Source organism: Paraburkholderia pallida (genome assembly GCF_004524855.1).
Lineage (GTDB): Bacteria > Pseudomonadota > Gammaproteobacteria > Burkholderiales > Burkholderiaceae > Paraburkholderia > Paraburkholderia oxyphila.
On the sequence record NZ_CP038149.1, the window covers coordinates 490,067 to 510,211 of the forward strand.

The 20,145-nt window shown below is 65.5% G+C and carries 10 protein-coding genes; 6 read left to right on the forward strand and 4 right to left on the reverse strand.

Translation table 11 applies throughout. The annotated features are described in order from the left end of the window. The first annotated feature begins 16 nt into the window (after nucleotides 1-16). The 3 genes from recC to recD are packed head-to-tail and all read left to right on the forward strand — an operon-like array spanning nucleotide 17 to nucleotide 9,755. The gene (gene recC, locus E1956_RS17435) at nucleotides 17-3,631 is read left to right on the forward strand and encodes an exodeoxyribonuclease V subunit gamma (protein WP_232071688.1); all 3,615 of its coding nucleotides are present in this window, start codon (nucleotides 17-19) and stop codon (nucleotides 3,629-3,631) included. Beyond that, nucleotides 3,628-7,488, forward strand: a complete 3,861-nt coding sequence (gene recB / locus E1956_RS17440) for an exodeoxyribonuclease V subunit beta (protein ID WP_134751370.1) — start codon at nucleotides 3,628-3,630, stop codon at nucleotides 7,486-7,488. Before recC ends, recB begins: the two co-directional genes overlap by 4 nt. Beyond that, complete coding sequence (recD, locus tag E1956_RS17445) at nucleotides 7,485-9,755, forward strand: exodeoxyribonuclease V subunit alpha (RefSeq protein WP_232071690.1); 2,271 nt, start codon at nucleotides 7,485-7,487, stop codon at nucleotides 9,753-9,755. The genes recB and recD overlap by 4 nt, the downstream gene beginning before the upstream one ends. A gap of 177 nt (nucleotides 9,756-9,932) precedes the next feature. Here the strand turns inward: recD and E1956_RS17450 are convergent, their stop codons facing one another. Both E1956_RS17450 and E1956_RS17455 read right to left on the reverse strand, forming a co-directional pair. Then, on the reverse strand, nucleotides 9,933-10,358 hold the full coding sequence (locus E1956_RS17450; RefSeq protein WP_134751372.1) for an organic hydroperoxide resistance protein: 426 nt from the start codon (nucleotides 10,356-10,358) through the stop codon (nucleotides 9,933-9,935). A gap of 317 nt (nucleotides 10,359-10,675) precedes the next feature. After that, the gene (locus E1956_RS17455) at nucleotides 10,676-11,242 is read right to left on the reverse strand and encodes a TetR/AcrR family transcriptional regulator (RefSeq protein ID WP_134751374.1); all 567 of its coding nucleotides are present in this window, start codon (nucleotides 11,240-11,242) and stop codon (nucleotides 10,676-10,678) included. A 252-nt stretch (nucleotides 11,243-11,494) separates the two neighbouring features. Between E1956_RS17455 and E1956_RS17460 the strand changes: the two genes are divergently transcribed. Next, nucleotides 11,495-11,866 carry a YciI family protein gene (locus tag E1956_RS17460; protein WP_134751376.1) on the forward strand — a complete coding sequence of 124 codons (372 nt, stop codon included), beginning with the start codon at nucleotides 11,495-11,497 and terminating at the stop codon, nucleotides 11,864-11,866. A 248-nt stretch (nucleotides 11,867-12,114) separates the two neighbouring features. Beyond that, nucleotides 12,115-15,480: an adenylate/guanylate cyclase domain-containing protein gene (locus E1956_RS17465; protein WP_134751378.1), complete on the forward strand. Its 3,366-nt coding sequence runs from the start codon at nucleotides 12,115-12,117 to the stop codon at nucleotides 15,478-15,480. A gap of 214 nt (nucleotides 15,481-15,694) precedes the next feature. Here E1956_RS17465 and E1956_RS17470 read toward each other — a convergent pair whose 3' ends face one another. Further along, nucleotides 15,695-16,804: a lactonase family protein gene (locus E1956_RS17470; RefSeq protein WP_167760054.1), complete on the reverse strand. Its 1,110-nt coding sequence runs from the start codon at nucleotides 16,802-16,804 to the stop codon at nucleotides 15,695-15,697. Nucleotides 16,805-17,166: 362 nt separating this feature from the next. Here E1956_RS17470 and katG point away from each other — a divergent pair, with 362 nt between their 5' ends. Beyond that, nucleotides 17,167-19,356 carry a catalase/peroxidase HPI gene (katG, locus tag E1956_RS17475; protein ID WP_134751382.1) on the forward strand — a complete coding sequence of 730 codons (2,190 nt, stop codon included), beginning with the start codon at nucleotides 17,167-17,169 and terminating at the stop codon, nucleotides 19,354-19,356. Nucleotides 19,357-19,493: 137 nt separating this feature from the next. Here the strand turns inward: katG and E1956_RS17480 are convergent, their stop codons facing one another. Beyond that, complete coding sequence (locus E1956_RS17480) at nucleotides 19,494-19,955, reverse strand: universal stress protein (protein ID WP_134751384.1); 462 nt, start codon at nucleotides 19,953-19,955, stop codon at nucleotides 19,494-19,496. Nucleotides 19,956-20,145: the final 190 nt, after the last annotated feature.

The window sequence follows — 20,145 nt, forward strand, 5'->3', positions numbered from 1 at the left end:
CGCAAGGAGGCTGCCTTTGAGCGCGCGCGAATTGCCCGCGGGGCTGATGCTCGTTCACGGCAACGAGCCCGAGCGCCTGCGCGACCTGATCGTGCAATGGATCGGCCAGCACCCCATCGCGCCGCTCGAAAAGGAAATGTTGCTCGTGCAGAGCAACGGCATTGCGCAGTGGCTGAAGCTCGCGTTCGCGGCCGACCCCGAGGACGGCGGCTGCGGCATCGCGGCGGCGCTCGAAATGTCGCTGCCGTCGCGCTTTCTTTGGGCCGTGTATCGCGCCGTGCTGGGCGAGGACGCGGTGCCGCCCGTTTCTCCGTTCGACAAATCGCGCCTCGTCTGGCGTCTCATGCGCATGCTGCCCGCGCTGCTCGACACGCCCGGCTATGAGCCGCTCAAGCGCTTCATGGCGAACGACGAGGAGCAGCGCAAGTGCTTCCAGCTCGCGCAGCGCGTGGCCGATCTGTTCGACCAGTACCAGGTCTATCGGGCCGACTGGCTCGCCGCGTGGGCCGCGAACGACGATGTGGTGATCGACGCGCGCAACAACCGCGTGCCGCTTGCCGACGACGCCCGCTGGCAGGCCGCGCTCTGGCGCGCGCTGCTGGCCGACGTGAGCGCGAGCGCGCCGCAGGGCAGCGAACTTGCACAAACGGGCCGCGCCGCCGTGCACGAGCGCTTCATGGCGCGCGCGCAGGCGTGGCAGGAGGGCGATGCGCGTCCGCGCGCGCTGCCGCGCCGCCTCGTCGTGTTCGGCATTTCCAGCCTGCCGCGCCAGTCGCTCGAAGTGCTTGCCGCGCTCGCGCGCTGGAGCCAGGTGCTGCTATGCGTGCACAACCCCTGCATGCATTACTGGGCCGACATCGTCGCCGACCAGGACCTGCTGCGCGCGCGGCACGCGCGCCAGCGCCGCCGTGCGGGTGCGCCAGCGATACTCGACGAGTCGCAACTGCATCTGCACGCGCAGCCCTTGCTGGCGGCGTGGGGCAAGCAGGGGCGCGACTTCATCGGCCTGCTGGACGAATACGATAGCGACGAAGCGCGCGAGACCTACACGCCGCACTTCACGCGCATCGGCCAGCGCATCGATCTGTTCGACGGCGCCGACGCGCACACGCTGTTGCAGCAATTGCAGGACGACATTCGCGATCTGCGGCCCTTGCCCGAAACGCGCGAACACTGGCCTGCGGTCGACCCGCAGGTGGACGAGTCGGTCCGTTTCCATGTCGCGCACAGCGCGCAGCGCGAAGTGGAGATCCTGTACGACCGGCTGCTTGCGGCATTCGCGGCGGACCCGGCCCTGCGGCCGCGCGACGTGATCGTCATGGTGCCCGACATCGAGGTCTACACGCCGCACATTCAGGCCGTGTTCGGCCTCGTCGAGAGCGACGATCCGCGCTATATCCCGTTCAGCATCGCGGACCGTGCGCAGCGTGCATTCGATCCGCTGATTGGCGCGCTGGAAATGCTGCTCTCGCTGCCCCACGCGCGCGTGACGGTGAGCGACGTGCTCGACCTGCTCGAAGTGCCGGCCGTGCGCGCGCGCTTTGGCATCGACGCCGAGGACGTGCCCACGCTGCGTAACTGGATAGACGGCGCGAATATCCGCTGGGGCCTGCATGGCGAGCAGCGCGCAAGCCTGGGGCTGCCACAAGGCGAAGACGCGAGCGCGCCTAATAGCTGGGCCTTCGGGCTGCGGCGCATGCTGCTCGGCTACGCGGCTGGAGACCGCTCGGGCACGTGGCGCGGCATCGAGCCGTACGCCGAAATCGGCGGCCTCGACGCCGCGTTGCTGGGGCCGCTCACGCGTCTCGTCGATGCGCTCGACCATGCATGGCGCACGCTGCGCGAGCCGGCCAGCGTCGACGTCTGGTGCGAGCGCCTGCGTGCGTTGAAGGCCACGTTCTTTGCCGCCGATGAAGGCGAGGACGCCTATACGCTGGAACGTCTCGACAACGCGCTGGAAACGTGGCGAGAGGCGTGTAGCGAAGCCGCGCTCACGCAAGCGCTGCCGCTCGCGATTGTCGCGGAGAACTGGCTCGGGCAGCTCGATGGCGGCGGTCTCGCGCAGCGCTTTTTCGCGGGCGCGGTGACGTTCGCGACGCTCATGCCGATGCGGGCGATTCCGTTCCGTTACGTCTGCCTGCTGGGCATGAACGACGGTGACTATCCGCGCAGCCGCACGCCGCTCGACTTCGACCTGATGCGGCGCGACTATCGGCCCGGTGACCGCTCGCGCCGCGAGGACGACCGCTATCTGTTTCTCGAAGCGCTGCTTTCCGCGCGCGATCATCTGCATATTTCGTGGGTGGGCCGCAGCGTGACCGACAATACGCCGCGTCCGCCTTCGGTGCTGGTCGGGCAGTTGCGCGACCATCTGAAGGCCGGCTGGCGGCTCGAGTACGAAGGCCACGAAGAGCACGATGAGCACCGAGCGCCTCACGCACTGCTCGATGCACTGACGATCGAACATCGGCTGCAGCCGTTCAGCCCCGACTATTTTCCCGCCGATCCGCGCAGCGCGACGCTCTATACCTACGCGCACGAATGGAGCCGCCCCGTGCCGTTGGCCGGCGCGGCGCAGGCGGATGCGTCATTGCCCGCGTCCGAGCGCGACGAGCCGCTGTCCGTGCGCGAACTGGGCGAATTTCTGCGCGATCCGGTGCGCAGCTTCTTTCGCCAGCGTCTGCACGTGGGGCTCGAAATGCAGGACGAGGCGAGCGAGAATCACGAGCCCTTCGAAGTGGATGCGCTGCAGGCGTGGCAGTTGCAGGGCGAATTGATCCGCGCGCAGTTGAGCGCGATGGAGCAAGGCGAAGCGGGCCTCGATACCGCGGCGCGCGCGCGGCTCGAACGCATGCACCGCAGCGGCGACCTCGCGGCGGGTGGCTTCGGCGAAGTCATCGGCGAAGAACTGCTCGCGCCGATGCAGGACCTGTTCGGTGAATATCGCAAGGCGCTCGCGCGCTGGCCCACGCCGCTCGCCGGCCAATACGAAATACGCCTCGACGCGCAGATTGACGGGCGCACGCTCGCGATTCAGGACTGGATCGACGACATCCGCGAAGGCGAGGGCAGCGCACTGGGGCGCGTCATTCTCGACGCGGGCACGCTCGTGAAGGACAACAAGTATCGCGGCGAGCGTCTCGTCGCTTACTGGGTCGCGCATGTCGCCGCGCAACTGGCGGCGGGCGAGGTCACGACGGTGATCGTGAGCAAGGTGGGCGTGGCGGAGTTCGCGCCCGTGGCGCCGGCCGTCGCGCGCGCGTGGCTGCTCGCGCTGCTCGCAGCCTGGGACGAAGGCGGGCGGCGGCCGCTCCCGCTGGCGGTGAAGACCGCGTTTGCATGGCTGCGCAAGCTGCCAGTCGATTTCGGCGCTGCGGCCGGGACGGTGCCGGCCGAGGCGTGGGACGCTGCGCGCACGGCCTACGAGGGCGCTGTGCGCATGCCCGGCGAGCGCGAGACCAATCCCTATTTGCGCAGGGCGTTTGCCGATTTCGATGCGCTTATTGAAAGCGACGAATTCGTTGCGCTGGCAACCACATTGCTGCAGCCGGTGCAGCGCGCGCCGCTGGCTTCATCGAAGCCCGACCGAGCCGCCCCCAACGCAGCCGACTCCGCTGGAGAAACCGCATGACCCCGGCAGACGACATGATTGCCGACGTGCTGGAGCCATTGCGCTTCCCCCTTTATGGCAGCCGCCTGATCGAAGCGAGCGCGGGCACCGGTAAGACATTCACGATTGCGATGCTGTACGTGCGTCTCGTGCTGGGCCATAGCGGCCAGAGCGCGGGGCAGGGCGACGAAGCACTCGAGCACGATGAAACAGCTCAGGCGCATGAGGGCATGCGCCCGCTCACGCCACCCGAGATCCTCGTGGTGACCTTCACGGATGCCGCAACCAAAGAGCTGCGTGAGCGCATTCGCGCGCGTTTGATCGAAGCGGCCGAGTATTTCCACGCGCTGCCCGAAGACGTGCCGCTGCGCTCGCCCGGCGAGGATCTGCTATACGACTTGCGGGAAGAGTACGCGCCGGAGCGGTGGCCCGCTTGCGCGCGGCGCCTGCAGCTTGCCGCCGAATGGATGGACGAGGCGGCCGTCTCGACGATCCACGGCTGGTGCAACCGCATGCTCAGCGAGCACGCGTTTGATAGCGACAGCCTCTTTTCGCAGACGCTGGAGACGGACCAGACCGAGCTGCGTGCCGAAGTGGTGCGCGACTACTGGCGCACTTTCATGGCGCCGCTCGATGCGCAGAGCGCGAAAGAAGTCCGTGCCTGGTTTGGGAGTCCAGACGACTTGCACGGTGCCATTCGCGGGCTGCTCGCGCACGCGGATCTGCTGCCCGACGCGCCAGCGCCCGAGGCCGCGCTGCTCGACGCCCGCACGCGGGCGCAAGAGGCGCTCGAAGCGCTCAAGGCGCCGTGGCGCGCAGGCATTGACGAAGCCCAGGGGCTGATCGCGGCGGCGCGCGAAAAGAAGCAGTTCGACGCGAAGAAGCTGAACACGCGCCATAGCGAAACGTGGTTCGGCAAGCTGCGCGAATGGGCGAACGACCCGCAGAGCGCGCACCCCGGCTTCAAGGATGACGCGGCGGTCTGGACGCGTCTCACGCCCGCGGGCCTCGCCGAAATCTGGAAGGACGGCACGCCGCCCGCACACGCCTGCTTCACCGCGATGGAGACCTTGCGCGAGGCGCTCGCCACGCGCCCCGAGGCGAAGCTGCCCATTCTCTGCCACGCGGCGCGGTGGGTGGCGCAACGCTTCGAGCAAGAAGAGGCCCGTCGTTCGCAAATGGGCTTCGACGACCTGCTCACGCGCCTGCTCGCGGCGTTGAAGAAGCCGAACGGGCCGCGTCTTGCCGAAATCATTCGCAAACAGTATCCGGTTGCGCTGATCGACGAGTTCCAGGACACCGATCCGGTGCAGTACCAGATCTTCGACGCGGTCTACGACATCGAAGCGAACCGCAGCGAGACGGCCATCATTTTGATTGGCGATCCGAAGCAAGCGATTTATGCGTTTCGCGGCGCCGATATTTATACCTACCTGCGCGCGCGGCGCGCGTGCGCGGGGCGTCTCTATACGCTCAAGAAGAACTTTCGCTCCACACGGGCGATGGTCGACGCGGTGAACCGCTGTTTCGAGGCGGCGGAATTGCGCCCCGAAGGGAGCGGTGCATTTCTGTTTCGCGGCGCGCAAGGCGAGACGAACGCGTTGCCGTTCGTCGCCGCGGATGCGCATGGCCGTGCCGACGAACTGGAGGCGGCCGGCCACGCGCTTGCAGCGCTCAACGTCTGGTGGCTGCCCGGCATGGAAGACGGCAAGCCGTTGAGCAAGACCGCTTACTTTGCAAGCATGGCCGCGAGCTGCGCGACCGAGATGGTGCGCCTGCTCAACCTGGGCCAGGCACAGGCGGCGGGCTTCGAGGGCGAGCACGGGCTGCGGCCCTTACGGCCTGCGGACATGGCCGTGCTCGTGAACAATCGCGACGAGGCGCGTGCGATTCGCGAGGCGCTCGCGCAGCGTGGCGTGCGCAGCGTCTATCTGTCCGATCGCGATTCCGTCTATCAAACGCCGCAGGCGGAGGAGCTGCGTTACTGGCTCGGCGCCTGCGCGGAACCCGACGATGGGCGCCTCGTGCGCAGCGCGCTCGCGACGGCAACGCTCGGCCTCACGTGGAGCGAGCTCGATGCGCTCGGCCGCGACGAGATCGCATGGGAAGCGCGCGTGCTGCAATTCCGCGGCTATCGGGAGGTGTGGCGCAAGAAAGGCGTGCTGCCGATGCTGCGGCGTCTGCTCAACGACTTTCACGTGCCGCAGCGCCTGCTCGGGCAGGGCGCGGCTGCGGGCCTCAATGGCGAGCGCGCGCTGACGAACCTGCTGCATCTGGCCGAGCTGCTGCAGCAGGCGAGCACGCAGCTCGACGGCGAGCATGCGCTCATTCGCTATCTCGACGAGCAGCGCGATGACGAAAGCGCGGGCGGCGGAGGCGATGCGCGCCAGCTGCGCCTCGAGAGCGATGCGGGGCTCGTGCAGGTGGTGACGATCCACAAGTCGAAAGGTCTTGAATACCCGCTCGTGTTCTTGCCGTTCGCGTGCGCGCATCGCGCCGTGAAGGCCGACGACGTGCCGTTCAAGTGGCACGATGAAGACGGCGATTTGCGTGTCACGCTCGAAGCGGACCCGCGCGTGCTCGAACAGGCCGACCGCGAACGGCTAGGCGAGGATCTGCGCAAGCTGTACGTCGCGCTCACGCGCGCGCGCTACGCGACGTGGATCGGCTACGCGCCCGTGCAAAGCGTGGAGTCGAGCGCGTTCGGCTACCTCGCGGGCGGCGGCGCGGCATTGCCGGCGGAGCAGAGCGCGACGCTGCTCGAGACCTTGCGCGGATCGTGCGCGGATATTGCCGTGGCGCAGGCGCCGGAGCCCGGCAGCGAAGTCTTCGCGCAGCAGGGGCCGGGCGCGGTGCGCGGACGTGCACGCACGTTCCCGCGCCGCGCGCGCATACCGTGGTGGATCGCGAGTTATTCGAGCCTGAAGACGGTGGAAGGCGCGCAGGACGCCTATGCCGCGCACGCTCAGGAAGAGGCGCGCTTGGCGCCCGATACGCGCGGCGAAGACGTGTTCCTCGAACTGCTGGGTGCCAGCGCGCCCGCTGACGATGACGCCGCGCTTGCGATTCCCGATGCCAACGCCATCGCCATCGCGCCAGCGGACGCGCCAATGCACGGCTTCCCACGCGGCGCCGACGCGGGCAGCTTCCTGCATGAGTTGATGGAGTGGGTGGCGAACGAGGGTTTCGCGGAGATCGGGCAAGACAAGGACAGCGTGCGATTGCGCGACATGATCGCGCGCCGCTGCAGCGTGCGCGGCTGGGATCGCTGGATCGACACGCTCACGCAGTGGATGCTGGAGTTCATTAGCATGCCGATGCATTTGCCGGCATTCGACGGCGAGGCAGTGTCGCCTGTTGTGCTCGCTGCGCTCGACAAGTCGTCCTATATGGCCGAAATGGAGTTCTGGGTCGCGGTGCACAAGGTGGACACGCAGGAACTCGATACGCTGGTCACGGCGCTGACACTGGACGGCGCGGCTCGCCCGCCGCTCGATGCGGCGCGGCTGAACGGCATGCTCAAGGGCTTTATCGACCTCGTGTTCATCCACGAAGGCCGCTACTACGTGGCCGACTACAAATCGAACTGGCTGGGACCCGACGACGCGTCGTATACGGCGGCAAAGATGCGCTCGCAAATCCTCCATTCGCGCTATGAACTGCAATACGTGCTTTATCTGTTCGCGCTCCACCGCCTGCTCAAGTCGCGCCTGCCCGACTACGACTACGACCGTCACGTGGGCGGCGCGGTCTACATGTTCCTGCGCGGCGGCCGCGCGCCGAGCCAGGGCTTGCATTGCGAGCGCCCGCCGCGCGAGCTGATCGAGCAACTCGATGCGCTGTTCGCGCATCACAGCGCGCTGGAGGGCGCAGTATGACGAAGCGACGTACCACGGGGGCACGCGGGCCGAAGGATGGCATCGGCGTGACGGGGGACCTGTTCGAGCAATTCGATGGCGGCCAGGACGAGACGCCGGAGGAGCCGGTGCGCAACGCCATGCAAGCCGATTTGGTTGTTCGCGCAACGGTATGCGAATCGTCTGCGCAGATGCTTGCCACGCTTGGCCGTTGGGTCGAGCGCGGCTGGCTGCGTACGCTCGACGGCGCCTTCGCCCGTTTTCTGCTGGACGAGGCGCCCGATGCACCGCCGCTGTTGTTGCTGGCCGCAGCGCTCGCGAGCCACCAGTTGGGGCGGGGGCACGTTTGCCTCGACTTGCACGCGACGCTCGACGATCCGGCCTTCGCGCTTTCGTTGCCGCCGGATGGCCCGCAATTGCTCACTGACGAGCCGCCGCTGCCGCCCGCCGAGGTGCTGGCTGGCGTGACGCTCACGCAGTGGCTGAACGCGCTCGACATGCCCGACCTGGTCGGCCGCGAGCAAGGCAATACGCCGCTCGTGCTCGCGGGCACGCGGCTCTATCTGCGGCGCTACTGGCAGTACGAGCAGGATGTGCGCGCAGGTATCGAAGCGCGCCTCGCGCACGCAGCCCGGCTCGAGGCCGAGTTGCCCCCCGCGCTCGCCCGTGCGGCGCTCGACGCGCTGTTTGCGCCGCGCCGCGCAGATGCGAAAGGCGCGGACTGGCAGAAGCTCGCTTGTGCGCTCGCGGCGCGCAGCGCCTTCAGCATCATCACGGGCGGTCCCGGCACCGGCAAGACGACCACGGTCGTGAAGCTGCTCGCGCTGTTGCAGACGCTGGCGCTGGGCCGCGCGGCGAATCCGCAGAGCCCCGGCGGGCGGCCGCTGCGGATTCGCCTCGCAGCGCCCACGGGCAAGGCGGCGGCGCGCCTGAACGAATCGATCGCTGGCGCCGTTGCACGGCTGCCGTTCGAGGCGCTCGCGCAGCAGGTGGACGCCGCCGCGCTAAGCAGCGCGATTCCCACCGTGGTGACGACCTTGCACCGCGTGCTGGGCACGCGGCCGGGCAGCCGGCGCTTTCGCCACGACGCGGGCAATCCGCTGCCCGTCGACGTGCTCGTGATCGACGAGGCCTCCATGGTCGATCTCGAGATGATGGCGGCCGTGCTCGATGCCTTGCCGCCCACGGCGCGTCTCGTCCTGCTCGGCGACAAGGATCAATTGGCCTCGGTGGAAGCGGGCGCGGTGCTGGGCGAGCTCTGCAACCGCGCGCGCGAAGGCCACTACACGCAGGCGTCGCGGAGCTGGCTCGAGGCCGCGACGGGCGAGCGGATCGATGCCGCGATGCTCGATGCGCGCGGCACGCCGCTCGATCAGGCCGTGGCCATGCTGCGCGAGAGTCATCGTTTCGCATCGGAAAGCGGGATCGGCGCGCTGGCCGATCTCGTCAACGTGGGCGACGCCACAGGCGTGGCAAAAATCTGGCGGCATGGCTACGCGGATCTCGCACGGCTCGTTTGTCCTGCGCACGACGACGCGCCGCTGCGCGCGCTCATCGTAGACGGTGCTGTGAGCGAGGCGCCGGAAGCGCACGAAGCGCGCGATGTCCCCGGGCGGGACGCGCAGCGGCGCGGCTACCGGCACTACCTGACGACGATGCGTGCCTTGCGTCCCGCGCCGGGCGCGTCGCCCGAGGCACTCTCCGAGTGGGCGGCCGCGGTGCTGAAGGCGCATACCGAGTTCCAGCTGCTGTGCGCGCTGCGGCGCGGCGCATGGGGCGTGGAAGGGCTCAACCGGCGCGTTGCGCGGATCTTGCAGGACGAGGGGTTGATCGAGCCGCTCGGCGACTGGTACGCGGGCCGGCCGGTGCTCGTCACGCATAACGACTACGAACTCGGCCTGATGAACGGCGATATCGGCATTGCGCTCGATCTGCCGGTGGAGGCGGGCGCGCCCCCGGTGCTGCGCGTGGCGTTCCCGGCCGGTGACGGCGCGGGCGGGGTGAAATGGGTATCGCCGAGCCGCCTGCAGGGTGTCGAGACCGTGTTTGCGCTCACCGTCCACAAGTCCCAGGGCTCGGAGTTCACGCACGCGGCGCTCGTGCTGCCCGATACCTACAGCCCGATCCTCACGCGCGAACTCGTCTACACCGGGATCACGCGGGCGCGCGCGTTTCTCACGCTGGCGCTGCCCGAGGGGCGCTCGGTGCTCGACCGCGCGGTTCAGGCGAAGGTCCAGCGCGCGAGTGGCTTGATGGCGGGGCTTGCGCACGACGCCGAGGCGCAGTGAGGCTGGACGGTCCGCGCGGGTTTCCCATCTGATAAAGAGAAAATAATAAGGGCCGCGCGGGCCAGACCACGCAGGCAAGTGAGCCTGGCGTGGTCCGGCCTGCGCGGCCCGACCGTCCCGATCGGAAATCGGGAAAACTAACCGGCAAAACCAATCGCAAAAACTACGGGCGCGCCCTTAAACGATCGTCAGCGTGACGTCGATGTTGTTGCGCGTGGCGTTCGAGTACGGGCACACGACGTGGGCCTTCTCGACCAGCGCCTCAGCGGCTGCGCGGTCCATGCCGGGCAGGGAGATGCGCAGCTCGACTTCGATGCCGAAACCGTTGGGGATCGCGCCGATGCCCACGCGGCCGTTGATGGAGACGTCGGCCGGAATGGCGATCTTGTCGCGCGCGCCGACGAACTTCATCGCACCGATGAAGCAGGCGCTGTAGCCGGCCGCAAACAGTTGCTCGGGGTTCGCGCCGTCGCCGCCCGCGCCGCCAAGTTCGCGCGGCGTGGTGAGCTTGAAATCGAGATTGCTGGCGGGAACGACCGCGCGGCCGTCACGGCCTCCGGTTGCGGTTGCGTCGGCGGTGTAGAGGACTTGTTCGATCGACATGACTGGCTCTCCTGAGTGAGCAATGCAGCTGTTGGACTGCGGGTGTTGAATCTTTCGTCGTCCAGACCGGCTGTGGTCTTCGCGACAGGCTGTGCTACGGCGTTACAACGACAATAGCGGTCATTCGTGGCGTACGCATGATTGCCATCTTCCTGACACTATCTATGACTAGATAGATGCATGGGCCAAGCAGAACCATACCTTACTCCGCCTGCATCGTGTTGCTTTTAAACTGATTCTATCTATTAAAAGATAGATAACTTGCCCCACAAAAAGGCGGTTAGCCGCCTTCGTTCAAATGTTTCCGATCGTCCCCATCAGGAGACGGCTTTCCACGTGGCTTGCACATCTTCGAGGCGCGCCTTCGTATGAAACAGGCGGCTCGCCAGCACGCTGCCCTGCAGCGCCGCGAACAACGTGCGCGCCGCGCTTTCGGGCTTGCCTTTGGCCACCAGCGTGCCTTCCTTGACGCCTTGCTCCAGCACTTTCGCGAGCCACGACTCGTTGGCGCGGAAGAACGCCTGCACCGCCTGACGCACCGCCTCGGGCAGCGTCTCGATGTCGGCGGCCAGCATGCCGCACAGGCAGATCTGGTTGCCGTCGCCGAGTGTCTTGCCGAACAGCCGCGTGTACATGGCGAGCTTTTCGTTTGCCGGCAGCGCCGGGTCCACCGCCTTCAGGGCGTGCATGACCTCGTTGCTGTACTGGTTCACGGCTTCGAGCACCAGGTCGTCTTTCGACGGGAAGTAGTAGTGGATGCTCGACGTCTTCACGCCTACCAGCTCCGACAGGTCGCGATAGCTGAACCCGTTGTAACCGCGCAGCATCATCAACGTGATGGCGTGGTCCACAACTTGTTCGCGCACTGTCAGTTTCGTTTCCATGGGCTCTAATTTATCTACTGGAAGATAGATTGTCAAGTGCCGATGCGAAAATTAATTTCCTGTGCTCCGGAACGATGCGGCCAGAATCGAGACAAGCGGCCGTACGCTCGATAAACGCCTGTACCCCGGCTTTGACACCTTCCCGCGCCGCCCGAGTTTTTTGCGCCGCTTGTCCATCAGCACCCGGCCCGCGCGTCATTGAAATGGCGGCCCGATGTACTCATCCGCCACCAACCGATGATGGAGGCTCATATGCAATACCTGTTGATGATCTATTCACAAGAAAACCGCTGGGCCGAGATGACCGACAGCGAGCGGCAGCAAGGCGTGGCCGCATATCACGCGTACACCGAATCGCTGGACAAGGCCGGTGCGCTGGTCGGCGCCAACCGGTTGCAGCACACGAACGCGGCCACCACGGTGCGGCTCGTTGACGGCAAGCCGCAGGTGCTCGATGGACCGTACTCCGATTCGAAGGAGCAGCTCGCCGGCTACTATCTGATCGACGTGCCGAACCTCGATGCGGCGCTCGCGTGGGCCTCGCGTTGTCCCGGCGCGGCGCACGGCATCATGGAAGTGCGCCCGGTCTGGACCGCGCCTTACGAAGCGCCATCTGGGGCATGAGTCCGACCGGCGGCGCGTGTGACGCAGACGGCGCCGCGCAAGCGATGGTGCGCCGGTTCCTGCAGCGCAAGCGCATGGCGCTGTGATCGGCGAGCACCGGGAACGGATAGTGCTTTGCGCAGGTAATGAGAGCGTGCACGCGCCGATTCGTATGAAAATAAAGCACGCAAAACGCGCTGCAGGCAGCTTGATACCCGGAGTGTTTGAGATTTAAATGGTGATCGAGAGCGTCCCACGAGAGGGACTATATGCGCTGCACAAATTGCGGCTTTGAATGCCGCGAGGGTGCCCGATTCTGCGAGCAGTGCGGCGGCGTCCTCGTTCGCACGGGAGCCACACCGTCGCCCATCGACTACACGCCATCGCATCTGGCTGAGCAAATCCGTGCGGCACAGGCGGTCCTCGAAGCGCGCGGCAAGGCCGTTAGCGAACGTAAGACCATTACCGCACTGTTCGCGGACATGGCGGGCTCGACTGCGCTGATCTACGATCTGGACCCCGAAGAGGCGCATCGACTGATCGCTCCCGTCATCGAGCTGATGATGGAGGCGGTTCATCATTACGAGGGCTTTGTCGCGAAGTTGCTCGGCGACGGCATCCTCGCCCTGTTCGGCGCGCCCATCGCGCACGAGGATCATCCGCAGCGCGCACTGTATGCGGCGCTCAGAATGCAACAGGCGATGCGCCGCCATAGCGACCGCATTCGCCTCGCGCATGCGATTCCGTTGCAAATCCGCGTAGGAGTCCACACCGGTGAGGTCGTCATGCGATCCATTCGCAAGGACGACTTGCACACGGACTATGACCCGGTCGGCAACACGATCCACATTGCCTCGCGCATGGAGGCGATTGCTACGCCGGCGTCGATTCTTGTGAGCCCGTCCACCTACCGGTTGACCGAGGGGTATTTCGAGTTCAAGGCTTTGGGGCAGACCCAGGTCAAAGGGGTCGCCGAATCGCTCGCCGTCTACGAGCTGCATGGGCCAGGTGCTTTGCGTACCCGTCTTCAGGTAGCCGAACAGCGCGGGCTGACCCGGTTCGTGGGCCGCGAGGCGGAGTTCGACACATTGCGCAGGGCGCTCGATGCGACGAAAGCGGGGCAAGGCTCAGTCGTGGGTGTCATGGGCGAAGCGGGCGTAGGTAAATCGAGGCTCTTTCATGAGTTCAAGCGAACAGCGTTAAAAGGCTGCCTCGTGGTGGAGACATTCTCTGTCTCGCACGGCAAATCGTTCGCGTTATTGCCGCTCATTGAATTGCTGAAGAATTATTTTCAGATCTCCTCCGCGGACGACGAACGACGGTGCCGCGAAAAGGTGACGGGTCGCGTACTGACGCTCGAGCGTGGTCTCGAGGATCGGGTGCCTTATCTGCTTCATCTGCTCGGGATCGGCGAGGCGAGTCCGGCGCTCACGCAAATGGATTCGCATATCCGGCGCGATCGCACGTTCGAGGCGATTGCACGGCTTTTCGTGCGAGAAAGCGTGAACGAACCCGTCGCCCTGGTGTTCGAGGATCTGCAGTGGCTCGACAGCGAGACGCAGGCTTTCCTGGCTTTCCTGATCGATCACGTATCGAGTGGCCGCCTGCTGCTGCTGCTCAACTATCGCCCCGAGTATCGGGATGACTGGAGCGGGCGCGACTGTTACACACCGGTGGTGCTCGAGCCACTGGGACGTGCCGATGCTCAGGGGCTCATCAGTGCGCTCGTTGGCGACGATCGCACACTCGTTGCCGTGAAGCAGCATGTCCTCGACAAAACGGAAGGCAATCCGTTCTTTATCGAAGAAGTGGTGCGAACGCTGGCCGAAGAGCGCGTGCTCGTGGGCGAGAAGGGCCATTACCGCATGCAGACGGTGCCGCTCACGTTGCATATCCCGACCACGGTGCAGGGCGTGCTGGCTGCGCGTATCGACCGGTTGCCGGCCGCGGAAAAAGAGTTGCTGCAAACGCTCGCGGTGATTGGGAAGACGTTCCCGGCGAACCTGGTTCAGTATGTCGTCGAACTGCCGGACGACGAGCTATACACGCTGCTCGCGCGCCTGGAAAAAGGGGGATTCATAGACGAGCAACCCGCCTTCCCGGCGGTGGAGTATGTGTTCAAGCATGCGTTGACGCAGGAGGTAGCCGGCAATTCGTTGCTTGCCGAGCGGCGCCGCGTGGTGCACGAACGTACCGGCCAGGCACTCGAGGCGCTTTTTGAGGCGCATCTCAAGGACCACTGGAGTGAACTCGCGCATCATTACAGCCTGAGTGGCAACGCGCCGAAAGCGGTCGAGTATTTGCATTGCGCCGGGCAACAGGCCTGGCAACGGTCGGCGAATGCCGAAGCGATTCGTCAGCTCGGCATGGCGCTGGATCTGCTCGGAGGTCTGCCTGAAACGCCCGAGCGCGCCGATCGGGAACTCGCGTTGCGGCTTGCCATCGGGCCGGCCTTGATGGCTGCAAGAGGATGGGCTTCGCCCGAAGTGAAGGCAACGTATACACGTGCGCTGGAGCTGTGCAGGCAGGCCGGACAAACGCCGCATCTGTTCCGGGCTCAAACCGGCCTGCGCATGGTTTATCAGTTGGGCGCCGAATACAAGACGGCCAGGGAGATCGCCGAAAGGCTGCTCGAGCTGGCCGAGCGTGCGCACAATCCCGCGCAAATCATGGAGGCAAACTACCTGCTGGGAATGAGCTTGTTCAGGCTCGGGGAGCTGAGTTCCGCGCATGCGTATCTTGCTGGCTTGGGGAAGTTGTCGCAACTGCATGACGCTGAACAACTCGACGAGGAGATCTTCGCGCATGGGCGAGATCCTCGCAGCGTTGGCGAAAGCAGCCTGGGCCTCGTGCTTTGGCACATGGGCTATCCGGATGAGGCGTTAAGGCGTGCCGAACAGGCGCTCACTCGCGCTCGCGCGTTGCACGACATGGTCAGCCTCGGGCAATCGCTTGTGTTCAAGGCAGAGCTTCATCAATTGCGCGGCGAGCCCAGACTCACGCATGACTGCGCGGAGGCGGCCATCGACCTTTCGACGGAGCAGGGCTTCCCCACGATACTTGCGTGGGCAACCATACTCGACGGTTGGGCGCTGGCCGAAGCGGGGGAAGCCGGGCAGGGTATGGCTCGCGTACGCCACGGCCTCGCCGGCTATGAAGCAACCGGGGCTCGACTTGGCCGCACGTACTTTCTGGCGCTATTGGCCGAAACCTGCGCAAGGGCAGGGCAGCGCGATGCGGGGCTGGATGCGCTGGCCGAAGCCATGGCGGTAGCCGAAGAATCGGGCGAACGCCATCACGAGCCGGAACTGTATCGCCTTGGGGGCGAGTTGCTGCTGCTGCCGGCGGGGCTGCCGACTGCTGATGCCACTGCGGCTGTCGCTGCCGCGGACCGCGATGCGGCCGAGGCGCGTTTCAACGAGGCCATTGCCACGGCTCACCGCCGTGGCGCCAGATCGCTCGAACTGCGCGCGGCGCTGAGCCTGGCGGGGCTGTATTTGACGCAAGGCAGGATGAGCGCCGCGAGGCAAATACTCGCTCCTGTCCGTGATGCTTTCACGGAAGGATTCGGAACTGCGGATTTGCAGCGAGCTAAAGTGCGGCTTGATGAATTGGCCGCAATCGCAACGCGATGACGATTCCATTAGTAACGAAGCCGGCTGATCGGCTCTGCAGACACGCGTGCAACGTCCGCGCGAGCCGCCTTCTTGACCCGCATGAGTGACGTACGCGAAGCCCCGCCGAACGGATTGTTCGACGAACAGTGACCAAAGCCGGGCGTGCCTGGCAGTGCGCCCCGTCGCATTCCGACCCGCTCTGCCGCCCGGCACCTTAAGCAGTACAAACCGGCTAGCGAGCGGCGATGCCCTGCGCGCCCGGTGGCAGGCCCGTCACTGCGCCGATCGGATTCAAACTGCCGTCGGGTGAGACGCTGAAGCCACTCACGGCGCCGCCACCTTGGCGAACGTACAGGAACTTGCTGTTCGCGCTCAGTGCGAGATCGAGCGGAGTACTAACGGCTGCAGCAGTCGGATTGATCAACTGCGTGGTTCCATCGGCGTTCACGCGCAGGCTGCTGATCGTGCTGCTGCCCGCGTTGGCCGTATACGCGTAGCGCCCGTCACCGGTCGTGACGAGCCAGCACGGCGCCATTTGTCCGAGGGGGACATTGCTGATTAGCGTCAGGTCTTGATTGCGCTCGATGTCGTAAGAGGCAACGGAGCCCGAGCCCGCGGCCGCAACGACGGCATAGCCGCGGCGCGTGACCGAAAAGCCGAACGGCGTGACGCCGATCGATGCGTGTTGCACGGGACCTTTCGCATATCCCGCGGGGTCGACATGATAGGTGTCGATCAGTTGCGTCCCTTTTTCGGTCACCAGCAGTTCGTCGCTTTCCGGTGCGAAACCGATCTGACCGGGTTGAGCCGATGCGCCACCCGCGACCGGGCGCAGCGAATTCGGTAGCGGGACGAGGCGCTTGCCAAACCCGTCGACGAAATATCCGCTTATGCTGGCCGTCCCGCCTGCGTTGACGACGTACGCGATAAACCCTTTTACCGTGACGCTGACCGGCCTTTGCCCACCCGATGGCTCCCGGTCGAGCAGCGTGAGCTTCGTGCCTTCTACCTTGAACATGGAAACGTCGTTGCTGCCCGCGTTCACCGCAAACAGGAACCCGGATGACAAGACCAGTGCGCCTTGCGAGCCCAGCGGATCCGCTCCCGTACCGGCACCTTTGCCGCCCGTCGGGTAGGTGGCCTGGTACGCAAGTTGACCGTTCGCGTCCCGGGAGTACGCGAGCACGGCATTGCCGGTTGGCTGGTTCGACATGACAAAGACAGCGCCCGCCGGGTCGCTATCCGAATCGGCCCAGGCCATCGTGGGTAAAGACAGCGCGGCGGTGATGGCGAAGATGAAATTTCTACGCGCTGTGCGTGGGAAAAAGCGGTTTGATTTCATTGACGGCTCCATAGGTTGGCAAACTACAGATCGAATACCGCAGGACCGATCGTTGCTGCCACGACCGGCTTTTGAAGCTTCGTTCGCGACTTGTACCCGTGCCGGATACCAGAGCTAGTTCGCACGCGCGACGGCTCCGGTTACATGGATCACAAATTGTTACTGGCGCTGCACGCGGCCGGGTCTGTTGTCCAGCCAGAGGCGGGGGGATGGCACGAGCCGGCCGGCGCCGCCCCGGCGTTCAGAACGATTCAGACAGTCACAATGCAAGCCGGCGAGAACCATGACAGGATGTGCGTTTGAAACCCTTGATGACCATCGTCGTCTTGTCGATGGGTGAACACGCTGGAAGGAGATCGAAAATGTCAGATGAAGCAAAGTGTCCGTTCGACCATACGGCCGGCGGCGGGACGACGAACCGCGACTGGTGGCCGAATCAGCTGCGGCTGGATCTGCTCAGCCAGCACTCGAGCAAGTCCAATCCGCTCGACAAGGACTTCGACTACGCCGAGGCGTTCAAGCGCCTCGATCTCGCCGCGGTCAAGAAGGACCTCGCGGCGCTCATGACCGACTCGCAGGACTGGTGGCCGGCGGACTTCGGCCACTACGGCGGCTTGTTCATCCGCATGGCCTGGCACAGCGCGGGCACCTACCGCATCGGCGACGGCCGCGGCGGCGCCGGGCGCGGCCAGCAGCGTTTCGCGCCGCTCAACAGCTGGCCCGATAACGTCAGCCTCGACAAGGCACGCCGCCTGCTCTGGCCGATCAAGCAAAAATACGGCCAGAATATTTCCTGGGCCGATCTGCTGATCCTGACCGGCAATGTCGCGCTCGAAACGATGGGTTTCAAGACGTTCGGCTTCGCCGGCGGCCGCGAGGACACGTGGGAGCCGGATCAGGACGTTTACTGGGGCAGCGAGACCACGTGGCTCGCGCCGAGCGACAACCCCCACAGCCGCTACTCGGGCAAGCGCGATCTGGAAAATCCGCTTGCGGCCGTGCAGATGGGCCTGATCTATGTGAATCCCGAGGGCCCGGACGGCAACCCCGACCCGCTCGCGGCAGCGCACGATATCCGCGATACCTTTGGGCGCATGGCCATGGACGACGAGGAAACCGTCGCGCTGATCGCCGGTGGCCATACCTTCGGCAAGACGCATGGCGCGGGCCCGGCCGACAATGTGGGCGCAGCGCCCGAGGCGGCGCAGCTCGAGGAGCAGGGGCTCGGCTGGAAGAGCAGCTTTGGCACCGGCAAGGGCGCGGACGCGATCACGAGCGGCCTCGAGGTCACCTGGTCCAGCACGCCGACGCAATGGAGCATGGGCTTCTTCAAGAATCTGTTCGGCTACGAATGGGAGCTGACGAAGAGCCCGGCCGGCGCCCATCAGTGGGTTGCAAAGGATGCCGAAGCAACGATCCCGCACGCGTTCGATGCTTCGAAGAAGCTGTTGCCGACGATGCTGACGACCGACCTTTCGCTGCGCTTCGATCCGGCCTACGAGAAGATTTCGCGCCGCTTCCTGGCGGATCCCGAAGCGTTCGCGGATGCCTTCGCCCGCGCGTGGTTCAAGCTCACACACCGCGACATGGGTCCGCGTGCACGCTATCTCGGCCCGGAAGTGCCCGCCGAGGAGCTGATCTGGCAAGACCCGATTCCGGCGGTGAACCACCCGCTCGTCGATGACAAGGACATTGCCGCGCTCAAGCAGAAAATCGTGGCATCGGGTCTGTCGATTGCGGAACTGGTCTCCACCGCGTGGGCCTCGGCGTCCAGCTTCCGCGGCTCGGACAAGCGCGGCGGCGCGAACGGCGCACGCATTCGCCTCGCGCCGATGAATCACTGGGAGGTGAACCAGCCTGAGCAACTGGCGAAGGTGCTGAAGGTGCTCGAAGGCATCCAGGGCGAGTTCAATGCTGCGCAGTCCGGCGGCAAGAAGATCTCGCTGGCGGACCTGATCGTGCTGGCCGGCAGCGCCGGCATCGAGCAGGCGGCAAAGAACGCAGGTCATGCCGTTGACGTGCCGTTCACGCCTGGCCGCATGGATGCATTGCAGGAGCAGACCGACGTGCAATCCGTTGCCATGCTCGAGCCGCCCGCCGATGGCTTCCGCAACTACGTCAAGGACGGGGTCCGCGTACCGGCCGAAGCGCTGCTGGTCAACAAGGCGCAATTGCTGACGCTGACCGCACCGGAAATGACTGTGCTGATCGGCGGCTTGCGTGTCCTCGGCGCCAACGACGGCAAGGCGACGCACGGCGTGTTCACGGACCGTCCGCAGGCGCTGACCAACGACTTCTTCCGCAACCTGCTCGACATGGGCACGGAGTGGAAGCCGGCTTCGGAAGCGCGCGACGTGTTCGACGGCCGCGACCGCAAGACGGGCGAACTGAAGTGGACGGCTACCCGGGCGGATCTGGTGTTCGGTTCGAATGCGGTGCTGCGGGCACTCAGCGAGGTCTATGCCAGCAACGACGCCACGGAGAAGTTCGCCCGTGACTTCGCGGCTGCGTGGGTCAAGGTGATGAATCTCGACCGCTTCGACATCGCCTGACGTTGCCGCGCGTTCGATTGTGAGGCCATCGCGCTGTTCGGCTTGATGAAGGCGCGATGGCCTTCGCTTTCGCTTCGTCTACAAACGCGTCTGCAAACATTCGCCCGAGCGCCGCACATCGGCAGAAACGGGTGAATTCAGTGCTCCGCCTGCGTACGGGCGGGCACCAGCAACACAGGCAGCGTGGTGCCGCGCAGCACCCGCTCCGCGACGCTGCCGAGTATCAACCTTTGCAAGCCGCGCCGCCCATGCGTTCCCATCACGATGAGGTCCGCGCGCCAATCGGCAGCGGCGAGCAGGATATGGTGCGCAATGTCCTTGCCGGGACCCGAGATTTCGGCGAGGCAGGTGGAACCCGCTACGCCGCGCTCTCTCATCTGCGCCTCGGCGTGGGTCAGGGCAACGCGCCCTTCGGCGGCGAACGCGTTGCGCATGATCGAGGGATCGAGCTCGGGTGACTCGAACGCGAGCACCGGCACGTCGATCACATAAAACGGCCGAAGCTCGGCCCCCATCTCCACGGCGAGTTCCAGCGCGGCGTCCAATGCCCGCGATGCGGCTTCGCTGCCGTCCACCGGGACGAGGACTCGTGTGTACATGATGTGCGTCTCCTGCACCGCCGGGTTTTTGCCTCGGTGCCGCGGTTCCATTGCGGCCGATTCTAGCATCGGCGTGACGGGTCACCGGGCCGTAGGGGCCATCGGGCAGCCGAAGGTTTCAGCTGGCGTTAAGAACGATTAAGCCGTGCTGCGAAATCGCATGGGTATGATCGTTTGAAATACGCTCGAC

Bases quoted from the DNA above. Each gene is read 5' to 3' on its own strand.
- recB (WP_134751370.1), top strand. From the start codon at position 3,628: ATGACCCCGGCAGACGACATGATTGCCGACGTGCTGGAGCCATTGCGC.
- recD (WP_232071690.1), top strand. From the start codon at position 7,485: ATGACGAAGCGACGTACCACGGGGGCACGCGGGCCGAAGGATGGCATC.
- E1956_RS17450 (WP_134751372.1), bottom strand. From the start codon at position 10,358: ATGTCGATCGAACAAGTCCTCTACACCGCCGACGCAACCGCAACCGGA.
- E1956_RS17455 (WP_134751374.1), bottom strand. From the start codon at position 11,242: ATGGAAACGAAACTGACAGTGCGCGAACAAGTTGTGGACCACGCCATC.
- E1956_RS17460 (WP_134751376.1), top strand. From the start codon at position 11,495: ATGCAATACCTGTTGATGATCTATTCACAAGAAAACCGCTGGGCCGAG.
- E1956_RS17465 (WP_134751378.1), top strand. From the start codon at position 12,115: ATGCGCTGCACAAATTGCGGCTTTGAATGCCGCGAGGGTGCCCGATTC.
- E1956_RS17470 (WP_167760054.1), bottom strand. From the start codon at position 16,804: ATGAAATCAAACCGCTTTTTCCCACGCACAGCGCGTAGAAATTTCATC.
- katG (WP_134751382.1), top strand. From the start codon at position 17,167: ATGTCAGATGAAGCAAAGTGTCCGTTCGACCATACGGCCGGCGGCGGG.
- E1956_RS17480 (WP_134751384.1), bottom strand. From the start codon at position 19,955: ATGTACACACGAGTCCTCGTCCCGGTGGACGGCAGCGAAGCCGCATCG.